General features: G+C 72.3%; 17 protein-coding genes. 8 read left to right on the plus strand and 9 right to left on the minus strand.

Annotated elements, in window-relative coordinates; genetic code table 11:
- Positions 1–25: 25 nt before the first annotated feature.
- The 4 genes from FJ694_RS07110 to FJ694_RS07125 all read right to left on the minus strand — a co-directional run bounded on the left by FJ694_RS07110 (position 26) and on the right by FJ694_RS07125 (position 4,725).
- Complete coding sequence (locus FJ694_RS07110) at positions 26–952, minus strand: ABC transporter permease (RefSeq protein ID WP_157265421.1); 927 nt, start codon at positions 950–952, stop codon at positions 26–28.
- Positions 949–2,004 carry an ABC transporter permease gene (locus tag FJ694_RS07115; protein WP_157265422.1) on the minus strand — a complete coding sequence of 352 codons (1,056 nt, stop codon included), beginning with the start codon at positions 2,002–2,004 and terminating at the stop codon, positions 949–951. Before FJ694_RS07115 ends, FJ694_RS07110 begins: the two co-directional genes overlap by 4 nt.
- Positions 1,994–3,592, minus strand: coding sequence for an ABC transporter ATP-binding protein (locus tag FJ694_RS07120; protein WP_157265423.1), 1,599 nt, complete (start codon positions 3,590–3,592; stop codon positions 1,994–1,996). The genes FJ694_RS07115 and FJ694_RS07120 overlap by 11 nt, the downstream gene beginning before the upstream one ends.
- Positions 3,593–3,723: 131 nt before the next feature.
- Positions 3,724–4,725: a BMP family protein gene (locus tag FJ694_RS07125; protein WP_157265424.1), complete on the minus strand. Its 1,002-nt coding sequence runs from the start codon at positions 4,723–4,725 to the stop codon at positions 3,724–3,726.
- Positions 4,726–4,986: 261 nt separating this feature from the next.
- Between FJ694_RS07125 and purB the strand changes: the two genes are divergently transcribed.
- Genes purB through FJ694_RS07140 form a run of 3 tightly spaced genes read left to right on the plus strand, consistent with a single transcriptional unit; the run spans position 4,987 to position 9,366 of the window.
- Positions 4,987–6,357 carry an adenylosuccinate lyase gene (gene purB / locus FJ694_RS07130; protein ID WP_157265425.1) on the plus strand — a complete coding sequence of 457 codons (1,371 nt, stop codon included), beginning with the start codon at positions 4,987–4,989 and terminating at the stop codon, positions 6,355–6,357.
- A 14-nt stretch (positions 6,358–6,371) separates the two neighbouring features.
- A complete protein-coding gene (gene pyrF / locus FJ694_RS07135; protein ID WP_157265426.1) occupies positions 6,372–7,193 on the plus strand; it encodes an orotidine-5'-phosphate decarboxylase in 822 nt (273 codons plus the stop codon).
- Positions 7,194–7,215: 22 nt separating this feature from the next.
- Complete coding sequence (locus FJ694_RS07140; RefSeq protein ID WP_157265427.1) at positions 7,216–9,366, plus strand: hybrid sensor histidine kinase/response regulator; 2,151 nt, start codon at positions 7,216–7,218, stop codon at positions 9,364–9,366.
- A gap of 11 nt (positions 9,367–9,377) precedes the next feature.
- Here FJ694_RS07140 and FJ694_RS07145 read toward each other — a convergent pair whose 3' ends face one another.
- The gene (locus FJ694_RS07145) at positions 9,378–10,661 is read right to left on the minus strand and encodes a solute carrier family 23 protein (protein ID WP_157265428.1); all 1,284 of its coding nucleotides are present in this window, start codon (positions 10,659–10,661) and stop codon (positions 9,378–9,380) included.
- Between the two features lie 124 nt (positions 10,662–10,785).
- On the opposite strand from FJ694_RS07145, the gene FJ694_RS07150 reads away from it, so the two are divergent.
- Positions 10,786–12,330, plus strand: coding sequence for a PAS domain-containing sensor histidine kinase (locus FJ694_RS07150; protein ID WP_157265429.1), 1,545 nt, complete (start codon positions 10,786–10,788; stop codon positions 12,328–12,330).
- Between the two features lie 18 nt (positions 12,331–12,348).
- Here FJ694_RS07150 and FJ694_RS07155 read toward each other — a convergent pair whose 3' ends face one another.
- Positions 12,349–13,407, minus strand: a complete 1,059-nt coding sequence (locus tag FJ694_RS07155) for an aminoglycoside phosphotransferase family protein (RefSeq protein ID WP_157265430.1) — start codon at positions 13,405–13,407, stop codon at positions 12,349–12,351.
- 179 nt (positions 13,408–13,586) lie between these two features.
- Here FJ694_RS07155 and FJ694_RS07160 point away from each other — a divergent pair, with 179 nt between their 5' ends.
- The 3 genes from FJ694_RS07160 to rsmA all read left to right on the plus strand — a co-directional run bounded on the left by FJ694_RS07160 (position 13,587) and on the right by rsmA (position 18,348).
- Positions 13,587–16,115, plus strand: a complete 2,529-nt coding sequence (locus tag FJ694_RS07160) for an LPS-assembly protein LptD (RefSeq protein ID WP_232539931.1) — start codon at positions 13,587–13,589, stop codon at positions 16,113–16,115.
- A gap of 84 nt (positions 16,116–16,199) precedes the next feature.
- The gene (locus tag FJ694_RS07165; protein ID WP_232539932.1) at positions 16,200–17,537 is read left to right on the plus strand and encodes a peptidylprolyl isomerase; all 1,338 of its coding nucleotides are present in this window, start codon (positions 16,200–16,202) and stop codon (positions 17,535–17,537) included.
- A 28-nt stretch (positions 17,538–17,565) separates the two neighbouring features.
- Positions 17,566–18,348 (plus strand): 16S rRNA (adenine(1518)-N(6)/adenine(1519)-N(6))-dimethyltransferase RsmA, encoded by a 783-nt coding sequence (rsmA, locus tag FJ694_RS07170; protein ID WP_157265431.1) that lies wholly within the window; start codon positions 17,566–17,568, stop codon positions 18,346–18,348.
- Between the two features lie 264 nt (positions 18,349–18,612).
- On the opposite strand, the gene FJ694_RS07175 is transcribed toward rsmA, so the two are convergent.
- From FJ694_RS07175 to FJ694_RS07185, 3 genes are all read right to left on the minus strand, one after another.
- Complete coding sequence (locus FJ694_RS07175; protein ID WP_157265432.1) at positions 18,613–19,008, minus strand: barstar family protein; 396 nt, start codon at positions 19,006–19,008, stop codon at positions 18,613–18,615.
- A gap of 34 nt (positions 19,009–19,042) precedes the next feature.
- Positions 19,043–19,378, minus strand: a complete 336-nt coding sequence (locus FJ694_RS37055) for a guanyl-specific ribonuclease (RefSeq protein ID WP_375140202.1) — start codon at positions 19,376–19,378, stop codon at positions 19,043–19,045.
- Positions 19,379–19,751: 373 nt separating this feature from the next.
- Positions 19,752–22,046: an NADP-dependent malic enzyme gene (locus FJ694_RS07185; RefSeq protein ID WP_157265434.1), complete on the minus strand. Its 2,295-nt coding sequence runs from the start codon at positions 22,044–22,046 to the stop codon at positions 19,752–19,754.
- A gap of 113 nt (positions 22,047–22,159) precedes the next feature.
- On the opposite strand from FJ694_RS07185, the gene FJ694_RS07190 reads away from it, so the two are divergent.
- Positions 22,160–24,211: a sensor histidine kinase gene (locus tag FJ694_RS07190; protein ID WP_157265435.1), complete on the plus strand. Its 2,052-nt coding sequence runs from the start codon at positions 22,160–22,162 to the stop codon at positions 24,209–24,211.
- Positions 24,212–24,228: the final 17 nt, after the last annotated feature.

Below are 24,228 nucleotides of genomic sequence, written 5' to 3' on the forward strand. Positions count from 1 at the left end.
CGCGGTCTCCTTCCTGCTGCTACAGCTAGCGCTCGCCCTTGCGATAGGGCTTCATCAAGGCTTGAGGATATGCCGCCCGGCGCGCCATCACGACCAGCGCGACGATGGCCATGGCGTAGGGCAGCATGAGATAGAACTGGTAGGGAATCGCGGCGGCATCGCCGGCTTGTTGCAGCCGCAACTGCAGCGCGTCGAAGAAGGCGAACAGCAGCGCGCCCAGCAGCGCCTTGCCCGGCCGCCACGAGGCGAACACGACCAGCGCCACGCACACCCAGCCGCGGCCATTGACCATGTTGAAGTAGAAGGCGTTGAAGGCCGACAGGGTCAGGAAGGCCCCGGCTACGCCCATCAGCGCCGACCCCGCCACCACCGCGCCGGTGCGCAGCTTCAGCACCGACAGGCCCTGCCCCTCCACCGCCGCCGGGTTCTCGCCCACCGTGCGGAGCGCCAGCCCCAGCGGCGTGCGCTGCAGCGTGTACGCCAGCAGCGGCACCAGCAGCAGCGCCAGCAAGGTCAGCGGCGTCTGCCCGGAGAGGACAGGCAGCGGCAGGCCGCTCATGGGCTCGAAGGGCGTGATGGTGGGCGGGCGCTCCACCTTCGGAAAGCTGACGCGGTAGGCGTAGCTGGCCAGGCTCGTGGCCAGCAGCGTGAGGCCCAGCCCGGCCACGTGCTGGCTCAGGCCCAGCGCCACCGTCAGCCCCGCGTGCACCAGGCCCAGCAGCGCGCCCACCAGCGCGGCGACCAGCACGCCGCTCCACAGGCCGTGCCCGCCGTACACCGTGAGCCAGCCGGCGAAGGCGCCGGCCACCATGATCCCTTCCACGCCGAGGTTGAGCACCCCGGCGCGCTCGCACAGCAGCACGCCCAGCGTGCCGAACACCAGCGGCGTGGCGATGCGCAGCACGGCGACCCAGAAGGGGGCGGCAGCCAGTAGCTCCAGCACGTCGCTCATGCCGTTGCCCTCCCCGCCGCCGGCCGGCGCCAGGCCACGCGCCAGTTCACCAGCAGCGTCGCCACCAGCATCGAGATCAGCGCCAGCGCCACGATCACGTCGGCGATGTAGGTGGGCACGCCCACCTGGCGGCTCATGCCGTCGGCGCCGACCAGGATGCCGGCGACGAAGGTGGCCGCCGCCACCACGCCCAGCGGGTTCAGCCCGGCCAGCATCGCCACCACGATGCCGCCGTAGCCCACGCCCGGCGCCATGTCCAGCGTCAGGTAGCCCGCGCGCCCGGCCACCTCCACCGCGCCGGCCAGGCCCGCCAGGGCCCCGGACAGCAGCGCCACCAGCAGCGTCACGCGCTGCACCGGCATGCCGGCAAAGGCGGCGGCACGCGCGTTGGCGCCCACGGCGCGGATCTCGAAGCCCAGCGTGGTGTGGCGCAGCAGCACCCACAACAGCAGGGCCAGCGCGAGCGCCGCCAGCAGCCCGCGGTGCAGCCGGCTGCGCGGCACCAGGTTGGCGATCTGCAGCTCTTCGGGCAGCGCGATGCTCTGCGGCCAGCCCATGGCCATCGGGTCCTTCATCGGGCCGTCGAGCAGGGCCGAGACGAACAGCAGCACGATGAAGTTCAGCAGCAGCGTGGTCACGACCTCGTCCACGCCCAGCCGTTTCAGAAGCGCCGGCCCCAGCAGCAGCAGCGCGCCCGCGCCCAGGGCGGCGCCGATCATCAGCGCGAAGCCGCCGCCCGCGCCGGCCACCGCCACCGCCGCCAGCGCGCCGGCGTAGAGCTGCCCCTCGGCGCCGATGTTCCACAGCCGCGCGCGGAAGGCCAGCGCGGCGGCCAGCCCGGTGAGGATCAGCGGCGTGGCGCGCGTCAGCGTCTCGGTCAGCGCCAGGCGCGAGCCGAAGCCGCCTTCGAGCAGCAGCCAGTAGGCGCGGCCCACCGGCGCGCCGGCCCAGGCCACCAGCGCGGCGCTCAGGGCCAGCGTCGCCAGCACGGCCAGCAGCGGCGCGGCCAGCGCCATGGCCCGCGACGGGGAGGCGCGCCGCTCAAGCCGCATGGGCCACCTCCGCTGCATTCGTCAGGGGGGTAACGGCCGAGGCCGCCCCCGCCATCGCCAGGCCGATCTCGGCACGGCTCCACTCGGCCGCCCGGCGCGCGGGGCCGAGCCGGCCCTGGTGCATCACGGCGATGCGGTCGCACAGCGCGAACAGCTCATCCAGGTCGTCGCTGATCAGCAGCAGCGCCGCGCCCTGCTCGCAGGCCTGCTGCAGCTGGCCGTGCACGTAGGCCACGGCGCCCACGTCCAGGCCCCAGGTCGGCTGGTTGGCCACGATCAGCTTCGGCGCCGGCGCCCCCGGGTCGCCGGCCAGCGCGCGGCCGAGGATCAGTTTCTGCAGGTTGCCCCCGGACAGCCGCCGCGCCGGCGTGGCGAGGCCGCCGGCCTCGGTGCCGCGCACGTCGAAGCGTTTCACGAGCGCCTGCGCATGCGCCTGCGCGCGGCGGCGCTTCAGCCAGCCGAAAAGCGAAAAGCTCGGCCCCGCGTAGCGCTCCAGCACCGCGTTCTCCCACAGCGACAGGTCTCCCACGGCGCCCACGGCATGCCGGTCCTCGGGGATGCGCGCCACGCCAGCCCGCAGCCACGCGCGCGGCACCGGCGGCAGGCGCTGGCCCTCGAACACCAGCGTGCCGCCATCGAGCGCCTGCACGCCGCACAGCAGGTCGGCCAGCACCTGCTGGCCGTTGCCCGAGATGCCGGCGATGCCCAGGATGTCGTTGGCGAAGAGCTCCAGCGTGACGCGGTCGAGCTTCGGGCGCGGCTTGCCGGCCACGTGCGCGTCGCGCAGCCGTGCCACCAGTGCACCGGGCTGGCGCACGCCGCGCCCGGCCGGTGCGAGCGCGTGACCCACCATGGCCTCGGCCAGCGCCGCCTTGTCCACGCCGTCGAGCGAGTCGAAGCGCGCCACCAGCCTGCCTGCGCGCAGCACGGCGACGCGGTCCGACACGCGCCGCACCTCGTCGAGCTTGTGGCTGATGAACAGGATGGAGAGCCCCTCGCGCACCAGGTCGCGCAGCGTCGCGAACAGTGCCTCGGACTGCTGCGGCGTCAGCACCGCGGTGGGCTCGTCCAGGATCAGCACCCGCGCCCCGCGCACCAGCGCCTTCAGGATCTCCACCTGCTGGCGCTCGCCCATGGAGAGATCGGCGATGCGGGCTTCCGGATTGACGTTCAGACCGAAGCGGCCGGCCGTCTCCAGCAGCCGCGCGCGCGCCGCGGCCCGGCGCGAGAAGGGCTGCCACAGCGGCTCGGTGCCCAGCATCACGTTGTCGAGCACGCTCAGGTTGTCGGCCAGCGTGAAGTGCTGGTGGACCATGCCGATGCCGGCTTCCAGCGCCGCGCGCGTGTCGCCCGGCGGCAGCGCCTTTCCATCGACCTCGACGCGGCCGCTGTCCGGCACGTAGTGGCCGAACAGGATGGCCATGAGCGTGCTCTTGCCCGCCCCGTTCTCGCCCAGCAGCGCCAGCACCTCGCCGCGGTGCAGCTCCAGCGACACGTCGTCGTTGGCCACCAGCGCGCCAAACCGTTTACTCACGTGCGACAGGCGCAGCAGCGGGGGCGCTCCAGCAGCGGGCGGCAGGGGGGTCATGCGGCATTCCCAACGAAGCCAACGAAGCGAGCGCTTCGCACGAAACCCGTTCGTCCTGAGGTATCGAAGGATGAACGGCCCTTGCCGTGATGCCGCCATCGCAGAGCGCTCATGGGCCTGCCTTGTCGGACTTACTTCGCCTTGGGCGCGTTGTCGTCCACCTTGACGACGAAACTGCCGTCGAGGATGGCCTTTTCCTTGGCCCTGACCCGGGCCTTGAGCTCGGCCGGCACCTTGGACTCGAAGGTGCCCAGCGGCGCCAGCGACGCGCCCTTGTGCTTCATGGTCGAGAACACGCCGTAGTCGTCGGCGGTGATGCGGCCGGCCTTCACGTTCTTGAGCGCCTGCTCGATGGTGGGCTCCATGTGCCACAGCGCCGAGGCCACGACGGTGTCGGGATAGGAGGCCTGCGTGTCGATGACGTTGCCGATGGCCAGCACCTTGCGCTCCTTGGCCGCGTCGGATACGCCGAAGCGCTCGGCGTACATCACGTCGGCGCCCTTGTCGATCATGGCGAAGGCCGCTTCCTTGGCCTTGGGCGGGTCGAACCAGCTGTTGATGAAGCTGATGCTGAACTCGGCTTTCGGATTGACCTCGCGCGCGCCGGCGATGAAGGCGTTCATGAGCCGGTTCACTTCCGGAATCGGGTAGCCGCCGACCATGCCGATCTTGCCGCTCCTGCTCATGCCGGCGGCGACCATGCCGGTGAGGTAGGCCGGCTCCTGGATGTAGTTGTCGAAGACCGAGAAGTTGGGCGCCTGCGGCTTGCCGGAGCTGCCCATCAGGAAGGCGACCTTCGGATAGTCCTTCGCGACCTTGCGCGCCGCGGCCTCCACCGCGAAGGACTCGCCGACCACCAGCGCGTTGCCCCCTTCCGCGTACTGGCGCATGACGCGCTCGTAGTCGGCATTGGCCACGTTCTCGCTGAACACGTACTCGATCTCGCCGCGCGCGGCGGCCGCCTTGAGCGCCTTGTCGATGCGGCTGACCCACTGCTGCTCCACCGGCACGGTGTAGATGGCGGCGACCTTGAGCTTCGATTGGGCCAGGGCGGGTCCGGCAGTGCCGGCCAGCAGCGCGGCGGCGGCCAGCAGGCCGAGGACGGGACGGCGGGTCAACAGCGTCGAGGACATCGGGCAATCCCTCCTGAGGGTGTTTGTGAAACCTTGTACACGGCCTGACGCAAGAGCTGTTCCACTCCGGGAGCCGCCTGCGTATACGCTGACCGTGCACGGCAGTTTGCGCCGCGGAGGCCTCCCCCGGAAGGGCGATGGCGGGGCGGCTTTTAAAATGCAGCCCCCGATCCCGCCACCCGTGCGCGCCGGGCCGCCTGCCGGGGCCGTTTCCGAAGCCTTCGCGCACTGGTGCCGCCGCGCCGCCTGCTCCATCTCGCCATGAACCTTTCCGCCCTCACCGCCCTGTCGCCCCTGGACGGCCGCTACGCCGCCAAGGTGGCCGCGCTGCGTCCCCTGCTGTCCGAGTTCGGCCTGATGCACCGGCGCGTGCAGGTCGAGGTCGAGTGGTTCATCGCCCTGTCCGACGCCGGCTTGGCCGAGTTCCTGCCGCTGTCGCAGGAAGCCCGCGCGCTGCTGCGCGGGCTGGTGGAGAACTTCTCCGAGGCCGACGCGCAGGCCATCAAGGACATCGAGAAGACCACCAACCACGACGTCAAGGCCGTGGAGTACTGGATCAAGTCGCGCTTCGAGGGCGCGCCTGAGCTGCAGGCCGCCGGCGAGTTCGTGCACTTCGCCTGCACCAGCGAGGACATCAACAACACCAGCCACGCGCTGATGCTCAAGGCCGCGCGCGAGCAGGTGCTGCTGCCGGCGCTGGACCGCGTCATCGACCGCCTCGCCGGCATGGCGCGCGAGTTCGCCGCCGAGCCGATGCTCAGCCGCACCCACGGCCAGACCGCCAGCCCCACCACCGTGGGCAAGGAGATCGCCAACGTCGTGGCCCGCCTGCGCCATGCGCGCGGCCGCATCGCCGAGGTCAAGCTGCTGGCCAAGATGAACGGCGCGGTGGGCAACTACAACGCGCACCTGTCGGCCTATCCGGGCCTGGACTGGGAGGCCTTCAGCCGCCGCGTGGTCGAGGAGCAGCTGGGTCTGACCTTCAACCCCTACACGATCCAGATCGAGCCGCACGACTACATGGCCGAGCTGTTCGACGCCGTCACCCGCGCCGACACCATCCTGGTGGACTGGTCGCGCGACGTCTGGGGCTACATCAGCCTGGGCTACTTCAAGCAGAAGACCAAGGCGGGCGAGATCGGCTCCAGCACCATGCCGCACAAGGTCAACCCGATCGACTTCGAGAACGCCGAAGGCAACTTCGGCCTGGCCAGCGCGGTGCTCACCCATCTCGCCCAGAAGCTGCCCATCAGCCGTTGGCAACGTGATCTCACGGACTCCACGGTGCTGCGCAACATGGGTGTCGCTCTGGGCTACGCGGTGCTGGGCCTGGAATCGCTGTCGCGCGGCCTGGACAAACTGGAGCTGAACCGGGAGGCGCTGGCCGCCGACCTGGACGCGTCGTGGGAAGTGCTGGCCGAGCCGATCCAGACCGTCATGCGCCGCTACGGCCTGCCCAACCCGTACGAGCGCCTGAAGGAGCTCACCCGCGGCAAGGCCATCACGCGCGAGGCCATCGCCGGCTTCATCGACACGCTGGTCGAGCTGCCCGAAGGCGAGCGCGCGCGGCTGAAGGAGCTCACGCCCGGCGGCTACACCGGCTGCGCCGAGGCGCTGGCCCGGCGCATCTGAGGCGGGAGCGAGCCATGCGCTTCACCGACATGCTCCAGGCCGCCGAGGCGCGCAGCGGCTCGCTGCTGTGCGTGGGCCTGGACCCGGAGCCCGCGAAGTTCCCGGGCGAGTGGAAGGGCGACGCGGCGCGCATCTTCGACTTCTGCGCCGCCATCGCCGAGGCCACGGCCGACCTGGTGAGCTGCTTCAAGCCGCAGATCGCCTATTTCGCCGCGCACCGTGCCGAGGAGCAGCTGGAGCGGCTCATCGCCCACATCCGCCGCGTGGCGCCGGGCGTGCCGGTGATCCTGGACGCCAAGCGCGGCGACATCGGCGCCACGGCGCAGCAGTACGCGAAGGAAGCCTTCGAGCGCTACCAGGCCGACGCGCTGACGCTGTCGCCCTTCATGGGCCTGGACTCGATCGAGCCCTACATGGACGCGTACCCCGACAAGGGGCTGATCCTGCTGTGCCGCACCTCGAACCCGGGCGGCAGCGATTTGCAGGCGCAGCGCCTGGAGGGCGGCGAGCTGCTGTACGAGCGCGTGGCGCGGCTGGCCGCGGGGCCTTGGAACCGCAGCGGGCAGCTCGGCCTGGTGGTGGGCGCCACCTTCCCGGCCGAGATCGAGCGCGTGCGCGAGCTGGCGCCGACGCTGCCGCTGCTGATTCCCGGCGTGGGCGCGCAGGGCGGCGACGCGGCCTCCACCATCCGCGCGGGCTGGCGCCCGGGCGGCACCGTGATGGTGAATTCCTCGCGCGCCGTGCTCTATGCCAGTGCGGGCGCCGACTTCGCCGCCGCGGCGCGGGCCGAGGCGCAGCGCACGCGCGACGGGCTCAACGCCGCGCGCGGGGGCTGACGCCTTCCGGGAGCCAGCCGCCATGCCGGGACCGATGCGCGCCCTGACCGACCCGGGTCCGCTGCCGGAGCTGCAGCAGGACGTGCGCCCGCGCGTGGCGCGCTTTTTCTTTGCCACCGCCGCGGCGGCCGCGGTCGGCGTCGCGGTGCTGCTGGCGCTGCCCGGCGTGCGGCTGCACGGCGGCGAGCGCGCGGCGCTGCTGCTGGCCGAGCTGCTGCTGTGCGCGGTCAGCCTGCACGCCCTGCGGCGGCGCCGCGGCGCGCTGGAAGCCGCCGTGCGCCGCGTGGCGCTGGCGGCCTTGCTGCCCATCGGGCTGACGTCCTGGCTGGTGGACGGCGGGATGCAGGGTGCGGGCAGCGGCTTCCTGGCCGTGCTGGTCTGCCTGGTCGGGGCGCTGGCTTCGCGCGGCACCGCGCTGCTGGTGGGCGGCCTGGGTGCGGCGTTGCTGGGCTCGCTGGCCTGGGGCCAGTGGGCCGGCCTGCTGCCGCCGCATCCGCAGCAGCCGCTGGCATTGCAGTTCGGCCTGCAGGCCCTGGTGCTGCTCACCGCGGCCACGGGCGGATTGCTGTTGCGCGGCGTGCTCACGCAATACCTGGGCGAGGGCGAGGATCGCGGCCAGCGCTTCTCGGCGCTGCTATCAGTGGCGGCCGATTTCTACTGGGAGACCGACGCGCAGTGGCGCCTCACGCGCGTGCTGCGGCGCGGGCGCGGCGGGCGTTTCGGGCCCCTGCCCGGCTCCTGGGGCCAGCAGCCCTGGGCGCTGGAGGCGCTGCGCGGCGACCCGGTGACGCTGCGCGCGCACCGCGCCGAGATGCAGGCGCGCCGGCCGCTGCGCGAACTCGACCTGGCCTGGCAGGCCGGGCCGCGCGCGCTGCGCCGGCTGCGCGTCAGCGGCCAGCCGAGGTTCGACGCGCAGGGACGCTTCCTGGGCTACTGGGGCGTGGGGCGCGACGTCACGGTGGCGCGCCGCGCCGCCGCGGGCGCCGAGGCCGCGCGCGAGCAGGCGCAGCGCCAGCTCAAGCTCGCGCTGGACCAGGCGCAGGCCGCCAGCCGCGCCAAGAGCGCCTTCCTGGCCAACACCAGCCACGAGCTGCGCACCCCCCTCAACGCCCTGGTGGGCCTGGCGCAGCTGGCGCGCGCCCCCGGCCTGGCCGAGGACAAGCGCGAGCAGTACCTGGCCCAAATGATCGACAGCGCGGACACACTCATGGGCGTGATCTCAGACATCCTGGACCTGTCCAAGGTCGAAGCCGGCAAGCTCGACATCCACCCGCAGGACTTCGACCTGCACGCGCTGCTGCAGCGGCTGCAGCGCGGCTATGCCGCCATCGCCGCCACGCACGGGCTGGAGCTGGTGCTGACGCCGCACCCGGGGCTGCCCGCGTGCGTTCACGGCGACCCGGTGCGGCTGCGCCAGGTGCTGGGCAACTACCTGAGCAACGCGCTGAAGTTCACCGAGCAGGGCACGGTGCGGCTGAGCGCGTGGCCGGTGTCGGGCGGGCGCATCCGCTTCGAGGTCGAGGACACCGGCCCAGGGCTGGACGCGGCCACGCAGGCGCGGCTGTTCCAGCCCTTCATCCAGGCCGACGACTCCGTGACGCGGCGCCATGGCGGCACGGGGCTGGGGCTGTCGATCTGCCGCGAGCTGGCGCAGCTCATGGACGGCGCCGTGGGCGTGAGCAGCCTGCCGGGCCAAGGCAGCCGCTTCTGGTTCGAGCTGCCGCTGGCCGAGGCCGCCGCGCCGGTGGCGCAGGCTGCGCCGGCGCCCGCCCCTGCGGCGCAGGCCCTGGCCGGCGTGCGCGTGCTGATGGTCGAGGACAACCTCATCAACATGACCATCTCCACGGCCATGCTGCAGCAGTGGGGCGCGCAGGTCACGGGCGCGGCCGACGGGCTGGAGGCGCTGGCGGCGGTGGAGCGCGCGCAGCAGGAGAACCGGCCGTTCCAGGCCGTGCTGATGGACATGCAGATGCCGCGCATGGGCGGGCGCGAGGCCACGCGCGAGCTGCGCCGGCGCTTCGACGCCGAGACGCTGCCCATCGTGGCGCTGACCGCCGCGGCGCTGCCCACGGAGCGTGACGAGGCGCTGGCCGCGGGCATGAACGACTTCCTGACCAAGCCCATTGACGCCAACAAGCTGCTGGCGACGCTGCAGCGGGTGATCAGGGTCTGACGTCGCCGCTTTCAGCGGCGGCCGCGCCGCAGCAGCAGGTTCAGCAGGATCGCCCCGAAGGTCGCGGTGCCGATGCCGCCCAGCGCGAAGTCGCCGAAGCGCAGCGTGAAGTCGCCGGTGCCCAGCACCAGCGTGACGGCGGCGACCATGAGGTTGGCGTTGTCGGAGAAGTCCACGCGGTTCTGCACCCAGATGCGCGCGCCCGACACCGCGATCAGGCCGAACACCACGATCGAGACGCCGCCCATCACCGCCAGCGGGATGGCCTGGATCAGCGCGCCGAACTTGGGGCTGAAGCCCAGCACCAGCGCCACCAGCGCCGCCACCACGAACATGGCCGTGGAGTAGATGCGCGTGGCCGCCATCACGCCGATGTTCTCGGCGTAGGTGGTCACGCCGGTGCCGCCGATGGCGCCGCTGGCCATGGTGGCCAGGCCGTCGCCGATGAAGGCGCGGCCCAGGTAGGGGTCCATGTCGCGCCCGGTCATGGCGGCCACGGCCTTGAGGTGGCCCAGGTTCTCCGCCACCAGGATCACCGCCACCGGCGCGATCAGCAGCATGGCGCGGGCGTCGAACACCGGCGCCGCGAAGTTCGGCAGCCCGAACCAGGGCGCCGCGGCCACTTTCGAGAGGTCGATGGGCGTGCCCAGGCCCAGGCCATTGGTCAGCAGCGCGTACAGCAGCGAGGCCAGGATCAGGCCCACCAGGATCAGCAGCCGCTGCGCCAGGCCGCGGCTGAACACCGCCACCACCGCGACGCAGGTGAAGGTCAGCGCCTGCATCCACGCGTCGAAGCCGGTGGGCGCCATGTTCTTCACCGGCACCGAGGCCAGGTTCAGGCCGATCACGGCCACCACCGCGCCGGTGACCACCGGCGGCATGAGCGCCTCGATCCAGCGCGTGCCCGCGGCCTGCACCAGCAGCCCCAGCAGCACGTACAGCGCGCCGCAGGCCACGATGCCGCCCAGCGCCAGCGGCAGGTTGGCGTTGGCGCCCGGCGCGGCGTAGCCGGTGGCGGCGATGACCACGCCGATGAAGGCGAAGCTCGACCCCAGGTAGCTGGGCACGCGCCCGCCCGTGAGCACGAAGAAGATGAGCGTGCCCACGCCGCTCATGAGGATGGCCACGTTCGGGTCGAAGCCCATGAGCAGCGGCGCCAGCACCGTGGCGCCGAACATGGCGATCACGTGCTGCACGCCCAGCGCGGCGGTCTGCGGCCAGGACAGGCGCTCTTCGGGGGCGACCACGGCGCCGGCGGGGGCGTCCACGCGACGCCAATGGGGAATCAAACTCATCGGTACTCCTGCTCGCAGGCAGACAATTCGGAAAAGGCGCGGCAGTGTAGGAGAGCCCCGCATTCGGGCGGGCGGGTCATTCGACTGCGCTAGATTGCCAACCTGACAAAGATCAAGGAGACACGTGGACCAATCGTTGCCGCGCAGAGGGCTGGAGCAGCTGCTCATCGACGAGTCGCCGCAGGCGCTGGTGGTGACCTCGCCCGAAGGCGAGGTCTGGCTGTGGAACCGCATGGCGCAGGAAACCTTCGGCTACTCGGCCGAGGAGGCGCTGGGGCGGCCGCTGGACGAGCTGATCGGGCTCGCGGACCACGCCGACGCGCAGGCCGCGCTGCGCCAGCGCGCGCTCGCCGAGGGCGAGGCGCAGGCGCGCGCGGCCATGCGCCGCCACCAGGACGGGCGGCTGCTGTACGTGGACGTGTTCAAGCGCGTGGTGCGCGAGCACGGCGGCCCGCGGCAGGACCCCGACGGCGAGGGCGTGCGCTGCTTCGTCAGCAGCTTCCGCGACGTCACGGCGCAGCGCGTGGCGCGCGACGCGCAGTGGATCGGCCAGCGCTACCGCAACCTGCTGGAGTCGGTGCCCGATGCCATCGTCGTCGTCAACGACAGCGGCCGCATCGTGCTCTTCAACAGCCAGGCCGAGCGGCTGTTCGGGCGCCGGCGCGAGCAGGTCATCGGCGCCTCCATCGAGGCGCTGCTGCCCGCGCGCTACCGGCATGCGCACATCGGCCACCGCACCCGCTACCACGGCGCGCCGCAGATGCGCAACATGGGCGCGGGGCTGGAGCTCTACGGGCTGCGCGGTGGCGACGGCGCGGACGGGGACGGGGATGGGGGCGAGGAGTTCCCGGTCGAGATCAGCCTGAGCCCGCTCGACACCGAGGAGGGGCGCTTCGTGATGAGCGCCATCCGCGACATCACCGAGCGCAAGCGCTTCGAGCGCGAGCTGCAGGAGAAGAACGCCGCGCTGCTGGTGGCCAACCAGGCCAAGGACCGCTTCCTGGCCACGATGAGCCACGAGCTGCGCACGCCGCTCAACGCCATCATCGGCTTCACCGGCATCCTGCTCATGCGCCTGGGCGGCGAGCTCACCGGCGAGCAGGAGCGGCAGCTGGGCATCGTCAAGAGCAGCGCCGAGCACCTGCTCTCGCTCATCAACGACCTGCTCGACGTGGCGCGCATCCAGGCCGGCATGGTGCAGCTCAACCCGGAGGCCGTGGACGTGGGCGCGCTGCTGCGCGAGGTGCACGCCAGCCTGATGCCGCTGGCGCAGGCCAAGGCGCTGGCCTTCGAGCTGGCGCTGCCGCCGCAGCCGCTGGTGCTGCAGGTGGACCGCCGCGCGATGCGCCAGATCCTCATCAACCTCAGCAACAACGCCATCAAGTTCACCGAGCGCGGCGCGGTGCGGCTGGTGCTCAAGCAGGCCGGCGGCGCCACGCGCGTGGAGGTGTGCGACACGGGCGTGGGCATCAGCGAGGCCGACCAGCAAAAGCTCTTCGGCGCCTTCACGCAGGTGGGCGACCCGCGCCGCCGCCCCGAGGGCACCGGCATGGGGCTGCACCTGAGCGCGCGGCTGGCCGAGCTGCTGGGCGCGCGCATCGAGGTCAGCAGCCGCGCCGGCGAGGGCAGCTGCTTTACCTTGCTCTTCCAGGGGCCGGCGGCGACTTGATGCCGCCAGCCTTCCTGGTCAGAAGGTGTAGCCCGCGTCCACGCTGGCGCCCGACAGCGGCTCCAGCAGCGGCAGCAGCGGCTGCAGCTGGCGGTAGCGCAGCGCGACCTTGGTGGCGTACTGGAAGAAGCGCGGCAGGTCGGCGGCGTAGCCGGCCTTGCCGTCACGGTGCTTGAGCCGGCAGAAGATGCCCAGCACCTTGAGGTGGCGCTGCAGGCCCATGTATTCCAGCGCGCGCCAGAACTCGCCGAAGTCCTCCTTGAGCCCGCCGTCCAGCGGCACGCCGGCCTCGCGCGCGGCCTGCCAGTAGCGCACGGCCCAGTCGATCTCCTGCTCCTCGTCCCAGGAGATGAAGGCGTCGCGCAGCAGCGAGGCGATGTCGTAGGTGACGGGGCCGCGCACCGCGTCCTGGAAGTCCAGGATGCCCGGGCCGCCGGGGCTGACCATGAGGTTGCGCGGCATCCAGTCGCGGTGCACGGCCACGCGCGGCTGGGCCAGCGCGCTGGCCGTCAGCAGCGCGGCGATGCGCTCCCACTGCGCCTGCTGCGCGTCGGTCCAGGCGATGCCGAACTCGCGCTGCACGCACCACTCGGGAAACAGCGCCAGCTCGCGCTGCAGCAGCGCGCCGTCGTAGGCGGGCAGCGTGGAGGCGTCCACGCGCACCTGCCACTGCACCAGCGTGGCGATGGCCTGGCGCATGAGCGCGTCGGCGCGCGCCGCGTCGGCCTGGCGCAGCGCGTCGAGGTAGAGCTCCTGCCCCAGGTCGGACAGCAGCAGGAAGCCGTGGGCCTCGTCCGCGGCCAGCAGCTGCGGGCCGTGCAGCCCGGCGCGCTCGATGAGGCCGGCCACGTGCACGAAGGGACGCACGTCCTCCTGCGGCGGCGGGGCGTCCATGACGATGCGCGAGGGGCCGCCGTCGGCGCCGTCGATGCGGAAGTAGCGCCGGAAGCTGGCGTCGCTGGAGGCCGGGCGCAGCGTGTGCGGCAGCAGCGCGTGCTGCGCGGCCAGCGGCGCGAGCCAGGCGTTGAAGGCCTGCGCGCGCGCAGGGTCGGTCCAGGAAATGGTCGAGGCGGTCATGGAGTGTCGGGGCGGAGCGGGGCGGGTCAGGGCCGGGCCGGCCATGGGCGGCGGGCAGCGGGCACGAAAGGGGCCGGTCGGACCCTCATGGATAATCGCCCCGATTTTACGAACCGCGCCCGGCGCTCTCGTGCGCGCCGACCCCGGCCCCGCCTGCCGCCCTCGCCGTCCCTCCAGCCTTGCCCCTGCCCGTCCTCGTCCGTCCCGCCGCCGTCCCGCCGCCGCGCCCGCGCGCCGAGCGGCTGCTGGCGCTGGCACTGCTGGCCGGCCTGCCGCCGGCGGCGCTGGCGCAGGCCCTGCCCGCCACGTCCGACACCGCGCCGCCGCCTGCGGCGTCCGCACCCGCAGCCGCAGCCGCGCCTGCAGCCGCCACGGCGGCCTCCGAGCCGCGCCGGGCCGCGCCAGGCCCCCGCGCGGAGCGCTCCGACGAACCGGTGGACGTGGAGGCCGACCGCATCACCGGCCGCACCGAGGTGGACCTGGAAGCGCAGGGCGACGTGGACGTGCGCCAGGGCGACGTGCGCGTGCAGGCCGACCGCGCCAGCTTCCGCCAGGACACGCAGCTGCTGCAGGCCCGCGGCAACGTGCGCCTGGAGCAGCGCGGCAACCGTGCCAAGGGCACCGAGCTGGAGATCAGGCTCGACACGCGCGAGGGCTTCATCCGCGAGCCCGAGTACTTCATCGCGCTGACCGAGGCCGGCGGCCGGGCCGAGCGCGTCGATTTCCTCGGCCGCGACCGCGCGCGCATCGTCAACGGCAGCTACACCAGCTGCGGCCTGGACGGCACCGGCGCCCCGGCCTGGCTGCTGACGGCCGATCAGGTGGACCTGGACCAGGCCGCCAACGAGGGCGTGGCCCGCGGCGGCGTGCTGCGCTTCATGGGCGTGCCGATCCTGGCCGCGCCGCGCATCACCTTCCCGCTGTCGGACGCGCGCAAGTCGGGCTGGCTGCCGCCGACCATCAGCATCGACAGCCGCAGCGGCCTGGAAGTCACGGCGCCCTACTACTGGAACATCGCCCCCAACCGCGACGCCACGCTCGCGCCCGTGGTGGCGCTGCGCCGCGGCGTGGGCCTCAACAGCGAGTACCGCTACCTGGAGCGCGACTACCAGGGCCAGCTCAACCTGAACCTGATGCCCAACGACCAGGTGGCCAGGCGCTCGCGCTGGTCGCTGGGACTGGACCACGCCGGCACGAGCAGCGGGATCGACTACCGCCTCACGGGCGTGCGCGTCTCGGACGACGCCTACTGGAAGGACTTCCCGCGCTTCAGCTCGCAGCTCAACGCCCGGGCCAGCACGGCGCTGGGCGGCACCATGCCGCCGCGGCTGCTGCCGCTGAACCTGCGCGCCGAGCGCCGGTTCGGGCACTTCGACGCGCCCGAAGGGCAGTGGACGACCTATGCCCGCACGCTGAGCTGGCAGGTGCTGCAGACCGCCGACACGCTCACGCGCATCACGCCGCCCTACGAGCGGCTGCCGCAGATCGGCGTGCAGGGCGGCCTGCCGCTGGCCGGCGGGCTGCGGCTGGACCTGCAAAGCGAGTTCAACCGCTTCAGCCTCGCGCCCACGGCCGACGCCACCCTCAACGAAGGCTCGCGGCTGCATGCCGTGGCGGCCGTCAGCCGGCCCTGGGCCACGAGCTGGGGTTTCTTCAGGCCCAAGCTCAGCCTCAACGCCGCGAGCTACGCCACGGACAGGCCGATGGCCGATGGCCGCAGCAGCGCCTCGCGCGTGATCCCGACCTTCAGCGCCGACACCGGGCTGGTGTTCGAGCGCCCGGCCACGCTGTTCGGCCGTGCCGTCAACCAGACGCTGGAGCCGCGGCTGCTGTACGTGCGCACGCCCTACCGCGACCAGTCGATGCTGCCGAAGTTCGACACCGCCATCCGCGACCTGGACATCACCTCGATGTACCAGGAGAACCCGTTCTCGGGCGTGGACCGGGTCGCCGACGCCAACCAGGTGTCCGCGGGCGCGACCTCGCGGCTGCTCGATGCCCGGGACGGGCGCGAGCTCGGCCGCCTCGGCCTGGTGCAGCGCGTGCTGTTCCAGGACCAGCGCATCACCGCCGTTGACGGCGAGACCAACACCCAGCGGCTGTCGGACCTGCTGCTGCTGGGCTCGGGCGCGCTCACCGACCGCTGGAGTGCCGACGGCACGCTGCAGTACAGCCACGAGACGCGCCAGATGGAGCGCGGGGTGGTGGGCACGCGCTACTCGCCCGGCCCGTTCCGCACCCTGAGCCTGCGCTACACCTACCAGCGCGACACCGGCCAGCAGCTCCTCGAACCCAACCGGCTGACCGATGCCACGCGGCAGCTCGACGTGGGCTGGCAGTGGCCGGTGTACGGGCCCGAGCCCGGCACCGTCCCGCGCGCCGGCATCAACGGCGGCTGCGGCGGCGGCACGGTCTACAGCGTCGGGCGGGTGAACTACAGCGTGCAGGCGAGCCGGCTCACCGACGCCATCGTCGGCTTCGAGTACGACGCGGGCTGCTGGGTCGGCCGCATCGTGGGCGAGCGGCTGTCCACGGGCCGCTCCGAGGCCGTCACGCGGCTGCTGTTCCAGCTGGAGCTGGTGGGCCTTTCGCGCCTGGGCAGCAGTCCGCTGCAGGTCCTCAGGGACAATATCCCGGGCTACCGGCTGCTGCGCGACGACCCCAGCCTGACGTCGCGCCCGCCCGCGCCCCCCGCGTCGTATGAGTGATGCGCCGTCGCGCGGCCGGCCGCCGCGCCTTGTCACACCGGTGCGCGGCCGCGGCCGCCGCCCCAGCCTTTCGTGAGTGATCCCTTGTCCCGCAAGCCCCAGACCCTCGTGCTCGGCTGCCTGCTGGCGGCGTGCGCGCTGAACGCGCCGGCGCAGCCCGCCGCCGCCGCTCCGGCCGCCACGGCCGCCGCGCCGCGCACCGCGGACTTCATCATCGCCATCGTCAACCAGGAGCTGGTGACGGCGGTGGAGCTGGAGCAGCGCCTGGCGCGCGTGCGCGCCGATGCCGCGCGCTCCGGGCAGCGGCTGCCGCCCGACGGCCAGCTGCGCCAGCAGGTGCTCGACGCGCTCATCGACGAGCGCGTGATCCTGGGCTACGCGCGCGACACCGGCGCGCGCGTGGACGAGGCAGAGCTCGACCGCGCCGTGGCCAGCGTCGCGGCGCAGAACCAGGTCACGCCGGCGCAGCTGCGCGAGCGGCTGCGCCAGGACGGCATCGACCTGCAGCGCTTTCGCGCCAACCTGCGCGACCAGATCATGATCGAGCGCGTGCGCGAGCGCGAGCTGCAGCAGCGCATCAAGATCAGCGACGCCGACATCGACGCCTTCCTCGACAAGCAGCGCAGCGAGGCCAGCGCGCAGAGCGAATACAACGTGGCGCAGATCCTGGTGCCGGTGCCCGAAGGCGCGGCCGAGGCCGAGGTGCAGCGGCTGCGCGCGCAGGCCGAGCAGGCGCTGCAGCGCGTGCAGGGCGGCGAGGACTTCGCGGCCGTGGCGCGCCAGGTGTCGCAGGACGCCAACCGCGAGAAGGGTGGCGAGATCGGCATGCGCGCCGCCGAGCGGCTGCCCGACGTGTTCCTGGCCCAGGTGCGCAACCTGCAGCCCGGCCAGGTGGCGCCGCAGCTGCTGCGCACCGGTGCGGGCTTTCACGTGCTCAAGCTCGTGGCCAAGCGCGACGACGCCACGCTGCGCGTGACGCAGACGCATGCCCGCCACATCCTGCTGCGCCCGTCGGCGCAGCTGTCGGCGGAAGTGGCCCGGCAGCGCCTGGCCGAGGCCAAGCGCCAGATCGAGAGCGGCAGGAAGCGCTTCGAGGACGTGGCGCGCGAGCAGTCGCAGGACGGCAGCGCGGCCCAGGGAGGCGACCTGGGCTGGACCTCGCCCGGTGCCTTCGTGCCCGAGTTCGAGCAGGCCATGAACGCGCTGCAGCCCATGGGCGCGCTGTCGGAGCCGGTGGTCTCACGCTTCGGCGTGCACCTGATCCAGGTGCTGGAGCGGCGCGAGGTGGCGCTGGAGCGGCGCCAGCTGCGCGAGCTCGCGCGCGATTCGCTGCGCGAGCAGCGCTTCGAGCAGGCCTACACCGACTGGGTGCGCGAGCTGCGCTCGCGCGCCTACGTCGAGATGCGCGAGAACCCGCGCTAAAGACGAACCCCGGGCCCGCATCCGACACATGGCACAGCACATCGCGCGCAAGCGCTTCGGCCAGCATTTCCTCTCCGACACGGCGGTGATCGACGCCATCGTGCGTGCCATCGACCCGCGCCCGGGGCAGCCGCTGGTGGAGATCGGCCCGGGCCTGGGCGCCATGACCGATCCGCTGGTGGCGCGCGCCGGCGCGCTGACGGTGGTGGAGCTGGACCGCGACTTGGCGGCGCGGCTGCGCAAGCGGCCCGAGCTCACGGTGGTGGAGTCCGACGTGCTGCGCGTGGACTTCCGCGCGCTGGCGGCCGAGCGCGCCGCGCAGGGCAAGCTGCGCGTGGTGGGCAACCTGCCCTACAACATCTCCAGCCCGATCCTGTTCCACCTGCTGCCCGCGGCCGACGTGGTGCTGGACCAGACCTTCATGCTGCAGAAGGAAGTGGTGGACCGCATGGCCGCCGCGCCCGGCAGCAAGGACTACGGGCGGCTGTCGGTGATGCTGCAGTGGCGCTACCACGTCGAGTCGCTGTTCGACGTGCCGCCCGAAGCCTTCGAGCCGCCGCCGCGGGTGGACTCGGCCATCGTGCGCATGCTGCCCTGGGCCGAGCCGGCGGCGCTCGATCCGGCGCTGCTGGAAGAGCTCGTGGCCGTGGCCTTCTCGCAGCGGCGCAAGATCCTGCGCAACACGCTGGGGCGCTGGCTGGAGCAGCGGGAATTCGGCGGCGACTTCGACGTGCAGCGCCGCGCCGAGGAGGTGCCGGTGGCGGAGTTCGTGGCGCTGGCGGTGGCACTGTCGGGGGCGCGGGCCGGCTGAACCCATCTCCCGCGCGGGCATGAAAAAGGCGACCCGAGGGTCGCCTTTTCGTTGCGGTGACTGTGCCTGACGTGTGTGTCGTGCCGCGCGCGTGCCTGGAGCTTCAGGCGGCGCTGCGCCACATCGCCGTGTCGAAGGCGCTGCACATCAGCGGCATGTTGGTGCCGAAATTCGCCTGCTGCTGCGCCTTGGTCAGCGCCTTCGGCTTCTCCGTGGGGGCCACTTCAGCCGCCCGCTCCCATGACCCGTTTTCCTGGGAGCGGGCTACTGAAAAGAATAGAAACACCGGAATGGCACCTTCCGTTCGGCCCAGAAGTCGGCCGCGTCGCGGAACACGTCGAGCAGCTGCTCGCGCGCCTCGCGGTCGAAGCGCGGGTTGTCGGGCAGCTGTTCCAGCACGACCACGAAGCCCGGCTGCACGCCGGACTTGTGCACGAGGTCGGTCATGCAGTCGTAGAGCGCATCGAGGTTCTTGCCGAAATGCGCCGGGAATAGGAACGACTGCGCGATGCCTTCGAGCACCTCCTGCTTGGACTGGGCGCTGCCGAGATTGGCGTGGAGGAAATGCTGGCCGGCGCCCTGGGCGGCCTGCATCAGATCCTCGACGCGGTACGCACGTATCGACTGGACGATGTTGGATCGGACGGTCTGCAACAACATGGTCGCGTTACCTCCTGGAGTCACACAAAAGCGGTCACCGGTCGCTCACGATGCGCTGGAAGCTCGCATAGTGGTCGGCCGTGTAGTAGCAGGCTTCAGGACGCGTGGGCTGCGCGCCGCCGCAGACGATGCGGCGCGCGCCGCGGTCACGGCTGCCGGGCGTGGGGACGGTGTATTCCCGATAGTGGCCGCGCTCGCGCGCGGGCAGCAGCCGTTCGCGGTTGCGAAACACGCTGCCATCCTTCTCGTAGGGAAAGGGACCGCCGGCACGGATCAGCCGCTCGGTGGATTGCGCCGCCGCCGGCAAGGCCGACAGCGCCACCTCCTGCAGCCCGGCCGGCGCTTCGGCCTCGGTGCGGCTCCACGCCACGCCACAAGCCACGCCACCCAGGCCGCCCGAGAGCGCGGCGGCTGCAACGATGGCGGCTCCCCACTTGCGCAAAGACCCCCACCGCCCCAGCTCGCCACGCCTCAACACGGGATAACCCTGAAATCTGCGAAAGGCGGGATGGTAACCAAAGCCCCCCCGCAACTCAAGTTCTTGCCTCAAATTGCGGCAGGACCGAAGGCCATAGGGGACGCGGGGCGTGAAGAAGTCGCACCCGCGTGCACCAGGACGGGCCATGGGCGCCATTCCGTCACACGCCTGACACCGGCGCGGCACCATCGCGGCGCAGGCGCCGGTCGAGGGCCGGGCCGCGGCCGCGGCGGACCGGGCGCCGCCGCGGCGGGAACGCGCCGGCTCAGCGCGGCGCGTTGGCGTCGGCCACAGTCAGCGCCGTCATGTTGACGATGCGGCGCACGGTGGCCGAGGGCGTGAGGATGTGCACCGGCTGGTTGGCGCCCAGCAGGATCGGGCCGATGGCGATGCCGCCGCCCGCGGCCGTCTTGAGCAGGTTGTAGGCGATGTTGGCCGCGTCGATGTTGGGCAGCACCAGCAGGTTGGCCTCGCCGGTGAGCGTGCTGCGCGGCATCTGTGCTTCGCGCTGCTTGGCGTCCAGCGCGGTGTCGCCGTGCATCTCGCCGTCCACTTCCAGCCACGGCGCCTGCTCGCGCACCAGCGCCAGGGCCTCGCGCATCTTCACCGCCGAGGGCTGGTTGCTGGAGCCGAAGTTCGAGTGCGACAGCAGCGCCGCCTTGGGCTCAATGCCGAAGCGCCGCAGCTCCTCCGCGGCCAGCACCGTGATCTCGGCGATCTGCGCCGCGGTCGGGTCGTAGTTGACGTGCGTGTCCACCAGGAAGACCTGCTTGTCCGGCAGGATCAGCCCGTTCATGCAGGCGAAGGTGTTGACGCCCGGGCGGCGGCCGATGAGCGCGTCGATGTGCGTGAGGTGCAGCGCCGTGGTGCCCCAGGTGCCGCAGATCAGGCCGTCCACGTAGCCCTTGTGCAGCAGCATCGCGCCGATGAGCGTGAGGCGGCGGCGCATCTCGATCTTGGCGAACTGCTGCGTGACGCCGCGGCGCTCCATGAGCTGGTGGTAGGTGCGCCAGAAGTCGTGGTAGCGCTCGTCGTGCTCGATGTTGACCACGTCGTAGTCGCGGTCCTGCTCCAGGCGCAGGCCGAACTTCTGGATGCGCTGCGCGATGATGGCCGGGCGGCCGATGAGCGTCGGGCGCGCCAGGCCCTCGTCCACCACGATCTGCACCGCGCGCAGCACGCGCTCCTCCTCGCCTTCGGCGTAGGCCACGCGGCGCGCCTGCGCGGCCTTGGCCACGGCGAAGATGGGCTTCATCGTCGTGCCCGAGGCGTAGACGAAGTGCTGCAGCTTCTCGCGGTAGGCGGCCATGTCCTGGATCGGGCGCGAGGCCACGCCGGAGTCGGCCGCGGCCTGCGCCACCGCCGGCGCGATCTTGATCATCAGCCGCGGGTCGAAGGGCTTCGGGATCAGGTACTCCGGCCCGAAGCTCAGCGTGGCGCCGGCGTAGGCCGCGGCCACCACTTCGCTCTGCTCGGCCTGCGCCAGCTCGGCGATGGCGTGCACCGCGGCGATCTCCATCTCCACCGTGATCGTCGTGGCGCCCGAGTCCAGCGCGCCGCGGAAGATGTAGGGAAAGCACAGGACGTTGTTGACCTGGTTCGGGTAGTCGGTGCGGCCGGTGGCCATGACGGCGTCGTCGCGCACCTGCTTGACTTCCTCGGGCAGGATCTCCGGCGTCGGGTTGGCCAGCGCGAAGATCAGCGGCCGGGTGGCCATGCGCCGCACCATGTCGGCCTTGAGCACGCCGCCGGCCGAGAGGCCCAGGAACACGTCGGCGCCCTCGATCACCTCGGAGAGCGTGCGCGCGGTGGTTTCCTGCGCGAACTCGGCCTTGTCCGGGTCCATCAGCTCGGTGCGGCCCTTCCAGACCACGCCGGCGAGGTCGGTGACCCAGATGTTCTCGCGCGGCATGCCGAGCTTGAGCAGCAGGCTCAGGCAGGCCAGCGCCGCGGCGCCGGCGCCGGAGACGACCATCTTGACCTGCGTGATGTCCTTGCCCACGACCTTCAGGCCGTTGAGCAGCGCCGCGCCCACGACGATGGCGGTGCCGTGCTGGTCGTCGTGGAAGACGGGGATGTTCATGCGCTCGCGCAGCTTGCGCTCGACGTAGAAGCAGTCCGGCGCCTTGATGTCCTCCAGGTTCACGCCGCCGAAGGTGGGCTCCAGCGCGGCGATGATGTCCACGAGCTTGTCGACGTTCTTCTCGTTGACTTCGAGGTCGAAGACGTCGATGCCGGCGAACTTCTTGAACAGGACGGCCTTGCCTTCCATCACCGGCTTGGACGCCAGCGGGCCGATGTCGCCCAGGCCCAGCACCGCGGTGCCGTTGCTGATGACGGCCACCAGGTTGCCGCGCGAGGTGTAGCGGAACGCCGCGGCCGGGTCGGCCACGATCTCCTCGCACGCGTAGGCCACGCCCGGCGAGTACGCCAGCGCCAGGTCGCGCTGGTTGACCATGGACTTGGTCGCTGCGATGGCCACCTTGCCCGGGGTCGGGAACTCGTGATATTCGAGGGCGGCTTGGCGCAGCTCGGCGCGCTTTTCTTCAGCAGTGGACATGTGACGTCGTCGTGGATTGCTGTGCGGGGGGCGCCGATTGTAAGAGCCTCGTCAAGTTGCTCCCCCTCGATCCGATGTAGGCGTTTCGCGGCTGCCGCATACTGCGCGCCCCCATGAATGCCCTGCGCCTGCTCCACGACGCCCTCTCCGGCCGCTTCCGGCGCGCGCTGCTGTGGGGCGCGCTGGTGGCGCTGCTGCTGGTGGCGCAGGGGCTGCTGGTGACGCTGACGGTGCGCTACGAGGCCACGCGGCAGCAGGAGGCGGTGGACGCGGTGGCCGAGGAGGTTTCGGGCGAGCTGCGCCGCGCCGTGCTGCGCAGCGTGCAGGCGCTGCAGGCGCTGCTGTGGAGCGCGGGCGCGCCGGCGCAATGGCAGGGGGGCGCCACGGAGCTGCTGCGCGCGCGGCGCGAGGTGCTGCGCGTGGAGCGCCGCGGCGAGGACATGGCGCTGCTGGGCTCGCTGGCCTCGCCCTATGCCGCGCCGCTGTTCACGGCGCTGGGGCGCGAGCAGATGAGCGCCGAGCTGGAGCCGGCCTGCACCGCCGCGCGGCTGGCCAGTGCGCCGGTCTTCTCGCGCAGCTACTTCGTGCCGCAGCCCGGCGGCCTGGGCGTGGAGGTGATCGACGCCTGCATCCCCGTGCAGCGCGACGGCCGCCACGACGGCTTCGTGGTGCTGAGCTTCGGCCTCGGGGCGCTGCTCGACGAGGCCGCGGGCGCGCAGCGGCTGCGCCGGCACGAGTTCTCGATCGTCGAGGTGGACGGCACGCGGCTGGCGCGCGCGGGCATGACGCGCGGCGCCGGCGTGTACAGCGCGCGCCACCTGCTGGAGCTGCCGGGCAGCGCGCTGCAGCTGCGCGTGGACAGTGCCGAAGGCAGCCCGCAGCTGATCCCCAACCTCGCCACCGCGCTGGTGCTGGGGCTGTCGGCGGCGCTCTTCGCGCTGCTGCTGCTGCTGGCGCGCGACGTGCGCCGGCGCGCCCAGGTCGAGCACGCGCTGGCCGAGGCGCTGGCCTTCCGCAAGGCGATGGAGGATTCCCTCTCCACGGGGCTGCGCGCGCGCACGCTCGACGGGCGCATCTCCTACGTCAATGCCGCGTTCTGCTCGATGGTGGGCTTCAGCGCGGAGGAGCTGCGCGACGCCGCCACGCCGCCGTACTGGCCGCCGGAGTTCATCGCGGAGTACACCGAGCGCCAGGCCGCGCGGCTGAGCGCCGAGCCCGGGGCTGGCGGCGGCAACCCGCACCAGGAAGGCTTCGAGACGGTGTTCATGCGCCGCGACGGCGAGCGCTTCCCGGTGATGATCTACGAGACCCCGCTGGTGGACGGCGCGGGCCGGCACACCGGCTGGATGAGCGCGGTGCTGGACATGAGCGCGCAGCGCCGTGTCGAGGAGCTCTCGCGCCAGCAGCAGGAGCGGCTGCAGGCCACGGCGCGGCTGGCGACCGTCGGCGAGATGGCCTCGCTGCTCAGCCACGAGCTGAACCAGCCGCTGGCCGCGATCGCCAGCTACGCCACCGGCTCGCTCAACCTGCTGCAGCAGCCCGACGACCAGACGCCCGACATGCTGCGCCACGCCGTCACGCGCATCGCCGAGCAGGCCGAGCGCGCGGGCCGGGTCATCAAGAGCGTGCACGACTTCGTGCGCCGGCGCGAGCAGGCGCGCGAGAGCATCCGCGCCGACCAGCTCATCGACGCCGTGCTGCCGCTGGTGCGGCTGCAGGCGCGCAAGAGCGGCACGCGCATCGAGCTGGAGTACCCGGACCCGATCCCGCGCGTGATGTGCGACCGCACGATGCTGGAGCAGGTGCTGCTCAACCTCACGCGCAACGGCATCCAGGCCATGGAAGGCGCCACGCCGCAGCCGCAGCGCGTGCTGCGGCTGCGCGTGCTGCCCTCGCAGGAGGGACGCGTGGGCTTCGCCGTGATCGACGCCGGCCCGGGCATCCCGCCGGAGGTGGCGCAGCGCCTGTTCACCCCCTTCTTCACCACGCGCAGCGAGGGCATGGGCCTGGGCTTGAGCCTGTGCCGCACCGTGATCGAGCAGCACGGCGGCGCGCTGGAGTTCGAAAGCCTGGCGCCACCGCCCGAAGGGCCCGGCGGCACCGAGTTCCGCTTCACGCTGCCCGACGCCGCGCGCGTGCCGCGCGCCGTGCCGGCGCGGGCCTGAGCGAGCGCGCCAGAGAG

It is taken from the genome of Azohydromonas aeria, assembly GCF_009760915.1.
GTDB lineage: Bacteria > Pseudomonadota > Gammaproteobacteria > Burkholderiales > Burkholderiaceae_C > Azohydromonas > Azohydromonas aeria.

Excerpts from the sequence above, each read along its gene's own strand:
- FJ694_RS07110 (WP_157265421.1), bottom strand. The coding sequence starts at position 952 with ATGAGCGACGTGCTGGAGCTACTGGCTGCCGCCCCCTTCTGGGTCGCC.
- FJ694_RS07115 (WP_157265422.1), bottom strand. The coding sequence starts at position 2,004 with ATGCGGCTTGAGCGGCGCGCCTCCCCGTCGCGGGCCATGGCGCTGGCC.
- FJ694_RS07120 (WP_157265423.1), bottom strand. The coding sequence starts at position 3,592 with ATGACCCCCCTGCCGCCCGCTGCTGGAGCGCCCCCGCTGCTGCGCCTG.
- FJ694_RS07125 (WP_157265424.1), bottom strand. The coding sequence starts at position 4,725 with ATGTCCTCGACGCTGTTGACCCGCCGTCCCGTCCTCGGCCTGCTGGCC.
- purB (WP_157265425.1), top strand. The coding sequence starts at position 4,987 with ATGAACCTTTCCGCCCTCACCGCCCTGTCGCCCCTGGACGGCCGCTAC.
- pyrF (WP_157265426.1), top strand. The coding sequence starts at position 6,372 with ATGCGCTTCACCGACATGCTCCAGGCCGCCGAGGCGCGCAGCGGCTCG.
- FJ694_RS07140 (WP_157265427.1), top strand. The coding sequence starts at position 7,216 with ATGCCGGGACCGATGCGCGCCCTGACCGACCCGGGTCCGCTGCCGGAG.
- FJ694_RS07145 (WP_157265428.1), bottom strand. The coding sequence starts at position 10,661 with ATGAGTTTGATTCCCCATTGGCGTCGCGTGGACGCCCCCGCCGGCGCC.
- FJ694_RS07155 (WP_157265430.1), bottom strand. The coding sequence starts at position 13,407 with ATGACCGCCTCGACCATTTCCTGGACCGACCCTGCGCGCGCGCAGGCC.
- rsmA (WP_157265431.1), top strand. The coding sequence starts at position 17,566 with ATGGCACAGCACATCGCGCGCAAGCGCTTCGGCCAGCATTTCCTCTCC.
- FJ694_RS07175 (WP_157265432.1), bottom strand. The coding sequence starts at position 19,008 with ATGTTGTTGCAGACCGTCCGATCCAACATCGTCCAGTCGATACGTGCG.
- FJ694_RS07185 (WP_157265434.1), bottom strand. The coding sequence starts at position 22,046 with ATGTCCACTGCTGAAGAAAAGCGCGCCGAGCTGCGCCAAGCCGCCCTC.
- FJ694_RS07190 (WP_157265435.1), top strand. The coding sequence starts at position 22,160 with ATGAATGCCCTGCGCCTGCTCCACGACGCCCTCTCCGGCCGCTTCCGG.